At 70.6% G+C, this 9,345-nt stretch carries 10 protein-coding genes; all 10 read left to right on the top strand.

Annotation, left to right across the window (positions count from 1 at the left end):
• Positions 1-414 precede the first annotated feature (414 nt).
• The 10 genes from ACWD02_RS03615 (at position 415) to ACWD02_RS03570 (ending at position 9,163) form a co-directional block, all read left to right on the top strand.
• Positions 415-1,209, top strand: a complete 795-nt coding sequence (locus ACWD02_RS03615; protein ID WP_451204011.1) for a GntR family transcriptional regulator — start codon at positions 415-417, stop codon at positions 1,207-1,209.
• Between the two features lie 136 nt (positions 1,210-1,345).
• The gene (locus ACWD02_RS03610; protein WP_451204009.1) at positions 1,346-2,470 is read left to right on the top strand and encodes a TIGR03364 family FAD-dependent oxidoreductase; all 1,125 of its coding nucleotides are present in this window, start codon (positions 1,346-1,348) and stop codon (positions 2,468-2,470) included.
• A gap of 5 nt (positions 2,471-2,475) precedes the next feature.
• Complete coding sequence (locus tag ACWD02_RS03605; RefSeq protein WP_451204007.1) at positions 2,476-3,174, top strand: phosphonatase-like hydrolase; 699 nt, start codon at positions 2,476-2,478, stop codon at positions 3,172-3,174.
• Complete coding sequence (locus ACWD02_RS03600) at positions 3,171-4,223, top strand: ABC transporter ATP-binding protein (protein ID WP_451204005.1); 1,053 nt, start codon at positions 3,171-3,173, stop codon at positions 4,221-4,223. Before ACWD02_RS03605 ends, ACWD02_RS03600 begins: the two co-directional genes overlap by 4 nt.
• A complete protein-coding gene (locus ACWD02_RS03595) occupies positions 4,216-5,088 on the top strand; it encodes a 2-aminoethylphosphonate ABC transporter permease subunit (RefSeq protein WP_451204003.1) in 873 nt (290 codons plus the stop codon). The genes ACWD02_RS03600 and ACWD02_RS03595 overlap by 8 nt, the downstream gene beginning before the upstream one ends.
• Entirely contained in the window at positions 5,075-5,872 is a 798-nt protein-coding gene (locus ACWD02_RS03590) for an ABC transporter permease (protein ID WP_451204001.1), read from the top strand. Before ACWD02_RS03595 ends, ACWD02_RS03590 begins: the two co-directional genes overlap by 14 nt.
• Positions 5,873-5,904: 32 nt before the next feature.
• The gene (locus ACWD02_RS03585; protein WP_451203999.1) at positions 5,905-6,984 is read left to right on the top strand and encodes a 2-aminoethylphosphonate ABC transporter substrate-binding protein; all 1,080 of its coding nucleotides are present in this window, start codon (positions 5,905-5,907) and stop codon (positions 6,982-6,984) included.
• A gap of 107 nt (positions 6,985-7,091) precedes the next feature.
• Complete coding sequence (locus ACWD02_RS03580) at positions 7,092-7,871, top strand: HAD-IIA family hydrolase (protein ID WP_451203997.1); 780 nt, start codon at positions 7,092-7,094, stop codon at positions 7,869-7,871.
• Positions 7,872-7,942: 71 nt separating this feature from the next.
• Positions 7,943-8,482, top strand: a complete 540-nt coding sequence (locus tag ACWD02_RS03575; RefSeq protein WP_451203995.1) for a hypothetical protein — start codon at positions 7,943-7,945, stop codon at positions 8,480-8,482.
• A gap of 15 nt (positions 8,483-8,497) precedes the next feature.
• Positions 8,498-9,163, top strand: coding sequence for a class F sortase (locus ACWD02_RS03570; protein WP_451203993.1), 666 nt, complete (start codon positions 8,498-8,500; stop codon positions 9,161-9,163).
• Positions 9,164-9,345 lie beyond the last annotated feature (182 nt).

Here is a 9,345-nt window from a genome sequence, read left to right as displayed (position 1 = left end):
GCACTCACCGGACCCCGCACCGCACTCACCGGACCCTGCACCGCACCCGCCGGACCCTGCACCGCACTCACCGGACCCCGCACCGCACTCACCGGACCCTGCACCGCACCCGCCGGACCCTGCACCGCACTCACCGGACCCCGCACCGCACTCACCGGACCCCGCACCGCACTCACCGGCCCCTGCACCGCACCCGCCGGTCCCTGCACCGCACCCGCCGGTCCCTGCACCGCACCCGCCGGTCCCTGCACCGCACCCGCCGAACCCCGCCGCACCCGCCGAACCCCGCGACGCACCCACCGGACCCCGCACCGCACTTGCCGAACCCCGCGCCGCCCCACCGAACCCCGCGCCGCACCCCCGCCTCGCCCTCCGTTCACCTTCCGGTTCACGTACGTCTGCGAACATCCCCGGGTGGACAACCCGAACCCCCCGCACCCTCCCGCGCACCTCCTCGCCCAGGCCCCCGGCGCCCCCATCCGCTCCGGCATCCCCGAGCACGGGCGCATCCCGAAGTACTACGCGGTGAAGGCCAAGATCGCCGACCTGACGGAGGAGTTGGGGGACGGGCAGACGCTGCCGACCGAGCGGGACCTCGCCGTCCGGTACGAGGTCGCGCGCGAAACCGTGCGGCAGGCGCTGCGTGAGCTGTTGCTGGAGGGACGGCTGCGCAGGCAGGGGCGCGGCACCGTCGTCGCGGGCCCCAAGCTGGAGCAGCCGCTGTCCCTCGCGAGCTACACGGAAGGCGTCCGGCGACAGGGGCGTACCCCCGGGCGAAACCTCATCTCCCTCGACCGATTCCCCGCCCCGCAAGCACTCGCCGCCGAGATCGGGGTCACGCAGGGCGAGCCCGTCTGGCACATGGAACGCGTACTGCTCGCCGACGACGAGCGGGTGGGCCTCGAGAGCACGTACGTCTCCGTGGCCCGAGTCCCCGCCCTTGACCGGGAGTTCGAGCCCGACTCCTCCTTCTACGCCTACCTCCGCGACCAGCTCGGCATCTCCTTCGGCGACGCCGACGAACGCATCGAGACCGTCCTCGCCACTCCCCGCGAGGCCCTCCTGATCGGTACCCCTCCCGCGCTGCCCATGCTGCTGATCCACCGCGTCTCGCGTGACACCACCGGCCACCCCCTGGAGCGCGTCCGCACCCTCTACCGCGGCGACCGGTTCTCCTTCACCACGCATCTGGGGAACAGCGGCGCCTGAACTCCTCGTACGCGAACAGGGAGCCGTTTCGTAGTAACGAGAATGTAACGGGTCTAGTCCAAGCTTGGGTGGCCGTTCACCATCCCGTTGCCGCCCGGCCCACGGCGGGACACTCGTCCCCAGGAGCGTTGCCGCCGTGAGAGTCATCGTCGTAGGAGCCGGCGTGGTGGGAACCATGCACGCCTGGCACGCAGTGGAACGCGGCCACGAGGTCGTACAGATCGAGCGCGAGAGCGAGGCCCGCGGGGCGTCGCTGCGCAACTTCGGGCAGATATGGGTGAGCGGCCGCGCCGGGGGCGAGGAGCTGGACACCGCCCTGCGAGCCCGCGAGCTGTGGGAGGAGATCGGCGCGCGGGTGGAGGGCATCGGCTTCCGGGCCAACGGCTCCCTCACCCTGGTGCGCGACGAACGCGAGCGCGCGGTCGCCGAGGCCGCCGTCGCCCGCCCCGACGCGGCGGCCCGCGGCTACAAGCTGCTCGACGCCGACGAGGCCCGCGCCCTCAACCCGGCGCTGCGGGGTGACTTCATCGCCGGGCTGTGGTGCGAGCGGGACGCCGCGGTCGAGCCGCGCGTCGCCCAACTCCGGCTGCGCGAGGCGCTGTTGGCCTCCCCCCGTTACACCTTCCTGCCCGGCCGCGAGGTCCGCGAAGTCGTCGGCGAGAACGCGGTGCGGGACGACCACGGTGACGTACACACCGGTGACGTCGTCGTGCTCGCCACCGGCGCCTGGCTCGGTGGCCTCGTCCGCGAGCTGGCGGGGCCCGACCTGCCCGTGCGCCGCGTACGGCTCCAGATGATGCAGACGGAAGCCCTCGGTGAGGCGCTCACCACCTCCGTCGCCGACGCCGACAGCTTCCGCTACTACCCGGCGTACGCGTCGGACGCCCTCGACGCGCTCAATGCCGGGCAGCCGCAGACGCCGACCGCCGCCGAGCACAAGATGCAGCTCCTGATGGTGCAGCGCGAGGACGGCGGCCTGACCATCGGCGACACCCACGAGTACGAGCACCCCTTCGCCTTCGACACCCTTGAAGACCCCTACGACCACCTGACGGAGGTCGTCGAGGGCTTCCTCGGCCGTCCGCTGCCGAAGATCAGGCGGCGCTGGGCCGGGGTGTACGCGCAGTGCGTCGACACGGCCCGTGTCGTGCACCGCCAGCAGGTCCGCGACGGGGTGTGGCTGGTCACCGGGCCCGGCGGGCGCGGCATGACGTGCTCGCCCGCGATCGCGGAGAAGACCGCCGACGAGCTGGGATGGTGAGGGAGTTGACCACGCAGAGCAGCATTGGACTCGTCGTGCTCGACATGGCCGGTACGACCGTCGCGGACGGCGGCCTCGTCGAAGAGGCCTTCGCCGCCGCCGCGCGGGAACTCGGCGTCGAGCCCGGGTCCGCCGACCACGCCGAGAAACTGGACTACGTACGCGCCACCATGGGCGAGTCCAAGATCTCCGTCTTCCGGCACCTGTTCGGCGACGAGACCCTTGCCCGGCAGGCCAACGCGGCCTTCGAGAAGGCGTACGGGGAACTCGTCGACGGCGGCCGGATCGCGCCGATACCCGGCGCGCGCGAAGCCGTCGAGGAGCTCAAGTCCGATGGCCGCACGGTGGTGCTGACCACCGGCTTCGCCCGCGTCACCCAGGACGCCATACTCGACGCGCTCGGCTGGCGGGACCTCGTCGGGCTCACCCTGTGCCCCGCAGACGCGGGCGGCCGCGGGCGGCCCTACCCGGACATGGTGCTCAGCGCCTTCCTGCGGACGGCGGCGGTGCAGGACGTCCGGCAGGTCGCCGTCGTGGGCGACACGGCGTACGACATGCTCAGCGGCGTACGCTCCGGCGCCTCGGTCGTCGCCGGGGTGCTGACCGGAGCGCACGACGACGGGACGCTGCGCTCCGCGGGGGCCACACACGTCCTGGCGTCCGTCGCCGAACTGCCCGCTGTTCTCAAGGGTGTCGGCGGATGAGCAGCGGTATCCGCTTCGATCGCGTGTCGGTCGCCTACGGCAAGAACACCGTGCTGGACTCGCTCGACCTGACCGTCGAGCCCGGCGAGGTCATGGCCCTCTTCGGCCCTTCGGGCTCGGGCAAGACGACCGCGCTGCGGGCCGTCGCCGGGTTCGTGCGGCCCGCGTCCGGGAGGGTGTTCATCGGGGAGCGCGACGTCACCGGTCTGCCGCCGCATCAGCGGGGGATCGGGATGGTCGTCCAGCAGTACGCGCTGTTCCCGCACATGCGGGTGGCGGAGAACGTCGCCTTCGGCATGAAGGCGCGGAAGGTCGCCAAGTCCGAGATCCCGGGGCGGGTCACCGACGCGCTGGAGATGACGGGGATGGCCGCGTACGCCAAGCGGTATCCCCGGGAGCTCTCCGGTGGGCAGCAGCAACGGGTCGCCATCGCGCGGGCGCTGGCCATCCGGCCCGGGGTGCTTCTGCTCGACGAGCCGCTCTCCGCACTCGACGCGCAGTTGCGGTCCGGGATGCTGGGGGAACTCGCCCGCCTGCACCGGGAGTTGCCGGACGTCTCCATCCTGTACGTCACCCATGACCAGGTGGAGGCCCTGACCCTGGCGGATCGGATCGCCGTCATGGACCGGGCGCGGTTGCGGGACTGCGGGACTCCGCAGGAGCTCTACCGGTCGCCCCGGACCGAGTTCACGGCCTCTTTCGTGGGGAACGCCAATCTGTTGCCGGTGCGGGTCGGGTCCGGTTCCGTCTCGCTCGGCGGGACCGACCTGAAGGTCGATACGGGGGAGGCGACTCGGGGTGCCACCGCCACCTTGTGCGTGCGGCCGCATCTGGTCGGCCTTGGGGACGGACCCAACGCCCTTTCCGGCCGGGTCGCCGAGGTCCAGTGGCGGGGTGCCACCCACCGGCTGTACGTCGATGTCGCCGGGCAGCGGGTGAAGGCGGACCTCCGGGAGCTCCGGGACCCGCCGGGCATCGGTGACGAGGTCACGCTGCATTTCGCACCGGAAGACGCCGTGCTGCTGTCCGGTGGGGTGAGCGATGGTTAGCGCCACGCTGACCGCGACCCGTGCGGGGAAGGACAAGCGGCCCCCGCAGGTGCCCCGGTGGGTCTGGGCCCTGCCCCCCGTCGCGGCCCTCGCCCTCTTCTTCCTCTACCCCCTCGCCCTCGTCGTCCAGCAGTCCGTCCAGCCCGACACCGGCGGGACCTCCCTGCGGCCCTACTCCGATGTCTTCGCCTCCGCAGCGTTCCGGGAGGCGCTCGGGACCACCGTGTGGCTGGCCGTCGGGTCCACCGTCGGGTGTCTCGTGCTCGGGTTCGCGCTCGCGCTGATCATCGCTTTCGTGCCGTTCCCGGGAGGAAAGGCCGTCGCCCGGTTCATCGACGTCTTTCTCTCCTTTCCGTCCTTCCTCATCACCCTCGCCCTGCTGTTCATCTACGGCACCAAGGGCATGGCCAACGGAACATGGACGGACGCGACCGGGGGCGCCGAAGGGCCGTTCCAGTTCCTGACCACCCCGTGGGGCGTGCTCCTGGCCGAGATCACGTACTTCACGCCGTTCGTGATGCGCCCACTGCTCGCCGCGTTCTCTCAGATCGACACCGCGCAGCTGGAAGTGGCATCGAGCCTCGGGGCGAAACCCGGCCGCATCGTCCGGCGGGTCATCCTGCCCGAGGCACTGCCCGCCCTCGCCGCCGGCGGCAGCCTCGTACTCGTCATGTGTCTGAACGAATTCGGGATTGTTCTCTTCACCGGGGCGAAAGGGGTCACGACCCTTCCCATGCTCGTCTACAGCAAGGCAATTCTCGAATCCGACTATCCGGCGGCCTGTGTCGTCGCCGTCGTCAACATCGCGATCTCAGTGGGTCTTTACAGCCTCTACCGGGTGGTGAGCCGTCGTGTTGGTGCATAGCCGCAAGGGGAAATGGGCCACCTGGTTCCTGTTCCTCGTCTTCTTCCTGCCGCTCTTCGCGCTTCCCCTGCTCGTGATTCTTGCGGCGTCCTTCTCCTCGCACTGGTCCGGGGCATTTCCGTCCGGGTTCACCACGGGGCACTACGAGTCCGCCACCCGCGGTGAATCGCTCAAGGCGCTCACCACCAGCCTGGTCACCGCGGCCGGCGCCAGCCTGCTCGCGCTGACCGTCGGCACCTGGGCCGCGCTCGCCGCCGCCTCGCTGAAGAAGGGAGGCAAGCGCCTCCTCGACACCCTCTTCATGCTGCCGGTCGCCGTGCCGTCCGTCGTGGTCGGGCTCGCGATCCTCGTGGCGTTCAGCAAGCCGCCGATGATCCTCAACGGCACGCGCTGGATCGTGATCCTCGCGCACGCCATTCTCGTCACCGCGTTTGCCTACCAGTCGGTTTCGGCTGCCATCGTCCGACTCGACCCGGCGTACGAACAGGCCGCGGCATCGCTCGGTGCCCGGCCCTCGTACGTTCTGTGGAAGGTGCGGCTGCCGCTGCTGCTGCCGTCGCTCAACGCGGCCGCGGGCCTCTGCTTCGCCCTCTCCATGGGCGAGTTGAGCGCCACGATGATGCTCTATCCGCCCACCTGGATGCCGCTGCCCGTGCAGATCTACGCGGCCACCGACCGCGGCTCCCTCTTCACCGGCGCCGCCGTCGCGGTGGTCCTGATGGCGGCCACGCTGCTCGTCCTTCTCGCCTTCTCCCGCATGCGCACCCGCGCCTCCTACCGCTGAGGCCCGCAAGCTCTCAAGGAGTACCAAACGTCATGTCACGCCTTACCCGAGTCCGCCACGTCCGCACGCTCGCCGCCGTCTCCGGCAGCCTCGTCCTCGCCGGATCACTCACCGCGTGCGGCGGCGAATCCGCCGCGTCCGACGCGAAGGAGGTCACCGTCTACAGCGCCGACGGCCTCAAGGGCGAGAACGGCGACGGCTGGTACGACCAGGTCTTCGAGGACTTCGAGAAGAAGACCGGCATCAAGGTGAACTACGTGGAGGGCGGCTCCGGCGAGATGGTGCAACGCGCCGTCCGCGAGAAGTCCAACACCCAGGCGGACGTGATCATCACCCTGCCGCCGTTCATCCAGCAGGCCGACGAGAAGGGGCTGCTCCAGGCCTACAAGCCCGAGGGGTCCGACCAGGTCGACGGCGCCCTCAAGGCCACCGACGGCAAGTGGACCTCCGTGGTGAACAACTACTTCGGCTTCATCTACAACAAGAAGGAGCTCGGCGGCTCCAAGGCCCCCAAGACCTGGGAGGACCTCACCGACTCCGCGTACAAGGACAAGGTCCAGTACTCCACGCCCGGTGTCGCGGGCGACGGCACCGCCGTGCTCATCAAGGCGATGCACGACTTCGGCGGCAAGAAGCCCGCCATGGACTACCTGAAGAAGCTCCAGACGAACAACGTCGGGCCCTCCGCCTCCACCGGCAAGCTCGCGCCCAAGGTCGACAAGGGCGAACTCCTCGCCGCGAACGGCGACGTCCAGATGAACTACGCGCAGTCCAAGGACATGCCGAACCTCGGCATCTGGTTCCCGGCCAAGGAGGGCGGCAAGCCCACCACCTTCGCGCTGCCCTACGCGGCCGGCCTGGTGAACAAGGCCCCGCACTCCGCCAACGCCAAGAAGTTCCTGGACCACCTCCTGACCCAGAAGGCCCAGCAGCAGGTCAGCGAGATCGGTGGCGGCTTCGCCGCGCGCAAGGACATCAAGGCCACGGACGCCGACGCGGTCGCCCTCGACAAGATCGTCGACGGCGTCGAGGTCTTCGAGCCGGACTGGGGCGACATCTCCGGGAACCTCCAGGCGTACGTGGAGGACTGGAAGTCGGCCACCGGCAGCTGAGAGACGATCGGCGGGGTCAAGATCACCCCTTCCTGATTAGGGTGGGGGCGTCGGCACAGCGCTGTCCCGGCGCCCCAGCCAACCCGTACACCGCAGGAGTGCACCCCATGGCAGAGCGCAAGCCCATCGAATCGTGGCTCACCGACATGGACGGCGTGCTCATCCACGAGGGCGTTCCGATCCCCGGAGCGGACGCCTTCATCAAAAGGCTTCGTGACTCCGGCAAGCCCTTCCTGGTCCTGACGAACAACTCCATCTACACCGCGCGCGACCTCCAGGCCCGGCTGAACCGCATGGGCCTCGAAGTGCCCGTCGAGAACATCTGGACCTCGGCCCTCGCCACCGCGAAGTTCCTGGACGACCAGCGCCCCGGCGGCACGGCGTACGTCATCGGCGAGGCGGGGCTCACCACCGCCCTGCACGACATCGGGTACGTCCTGACCGACCACGCCCCGGACTACGTGGTGCTCGGCGAGACCCGTACGTACTCCTTCGAGGCCATGACCAAGGCCGTACGGCTGATCAACGGCGGGGCCCGTTTCATCTGCACGAACCCGGACGAGACCGGGCCCTCCATGGAAGGGCCCCTGCCCGCGACCGGTGCCGTCGCCGCGCTGATCACCAAGGCCACCGGCCGCAGCCCCTACTTCGCCGGCAAGCCGAACCCCTTGATGATGCGCACGGGCCTGAACGCCATCGGGGCGCACTCCGAGACCAGCGCCATGATCGGCGACCGCATGGACACGGACATCCTGGCCGGTCTCGAGGCCGGGATGGAGACCTTCCTCGTCCTCACCGGCCTGACCTCCCGCAAGGACATCGACCAGCACCCCTTCCGGCCGTCCAACGTCGTGGACTCCATCGCTGACCTGGTCGAACGCGTCTGAGATCACCCGTTTGCCGCACACGGGAGGCGTGAGCCGACAGCGCGCGTGAACCTCGATACAGGAGGTTCACGATGCGTAGAGGCTCACTCACCCTGCGTGGTATAGCCGGGGCCGCTGTCCTCACCGCGCTCCCCCTTGCCGCCACGGCCCCCGCTCACGCCCACGAAGAGGGCAAGGTGCACGCCACGGTCACCCCGGCCAGTGCCGCGTCCGGGGCCAAGGTGGAGATCAGCGTCACGGGCTGCGAGGGAACGACCGGATCCGCTGGGTCCGGGGCGTTCTCCGGGGACGCGAAGCTCACCGGCAGGGACGGCGACAAGTACACGCTGAACGGCTCCGCCACGCTGCGGGACGGCGTCAGCGGCACGTACGACGTGACCGTGGTCTGCGACGGCCACCCCCATCAGGGCGTGGGCACCGTGGACGTCGTCAAGAACCGCACCGAGCCCGTCTCGCCGGTCCGCGCGGGCGGCGGCGGCACCGCGCAGCTCGCCGCGCACACCCAGGAAGCGGGCCCCGGCACCCGGCACGCGGTGATCGGCCTGGTGCTCGCCGGGGTGGCGGCGGTGGCCGTGGCGCTGCGCAGCGTCCGCCGGCGCCGTTCCGAGTGACGGGCGAGGACCGGCATGTCGGGTCATGAGGGGTCCACGGGGCACGGGCGGTTCCTCACCGGGGTCGCCTGGGCGCTGGTGCTCGTCGGGCTCTGGCTGTGGGGCAGCGAGATCACCGACGTACGGGGCGGTGTCTCCGAGCCCACGAACGGCGACGTGGCGGCGGTCGGCCGGCCGTTCGCCGTCGAACTCCCGGACGCACACGAGCCGTTGGGTGCTGCCATGCCGCAGCGCGTCGATGTTCCCTCGCTGAAGGTGCGGGCACCCGTGATCACCCGGGGGCTCGACCAGGACGGTGCCATCGATCCGCCGCCCTTCGAGCAGGCGGGCTCCGTCGGCTGGTACGGCGGCGGGACGCGCCCCGGAGCGGCGGGCACGTCCCTGTTCGTGGGCCACGTCGACACCGAGACGCGCCCCGCGGTCTTCTACGACCTCAGCGCGGTGCGTCCGGGCGAGAAGATCCTGGTGTCCCGGGACGACGGCTCGGTCGCCGAGTTCACCGTGGACGACGTGCAGGTCATCAGCCGGGACCGCTTCGACGCGAAGAAGGCGTACGGGCCCCACGAGGAGGGCCGCGCCGAACTCCGCCTGATCACCTGCGGCGGCACGTTCGACCGGGCCACCAGGACGTACTCGGCGAACGTGGTGGTGTCGGCCTACCTCACCGGCGTGGGGCCCTAGGGGGCGGCGGCGAGGCGCGAGCGCACTCCCGCCGCGCTCGCGCCGTGGTGGCGTGGGCCTGACTCAGGTGTCTGGGCAACCCGGCCCGGTCGGCGGCCCGCTCCCCCCGGAGCCGTCGACCGGGCTGGTCCTCGACCGCGCGCGCACGAGCTGCGGGAGTAACCCGGCGCCGGCGCGGGAGG

The organism is Streptomyces sp. NPDC002853 (assembly GCF_053591915.1).
This window is presented reverse-complemented; position numbering and strand designations above follow the sequence as displayed.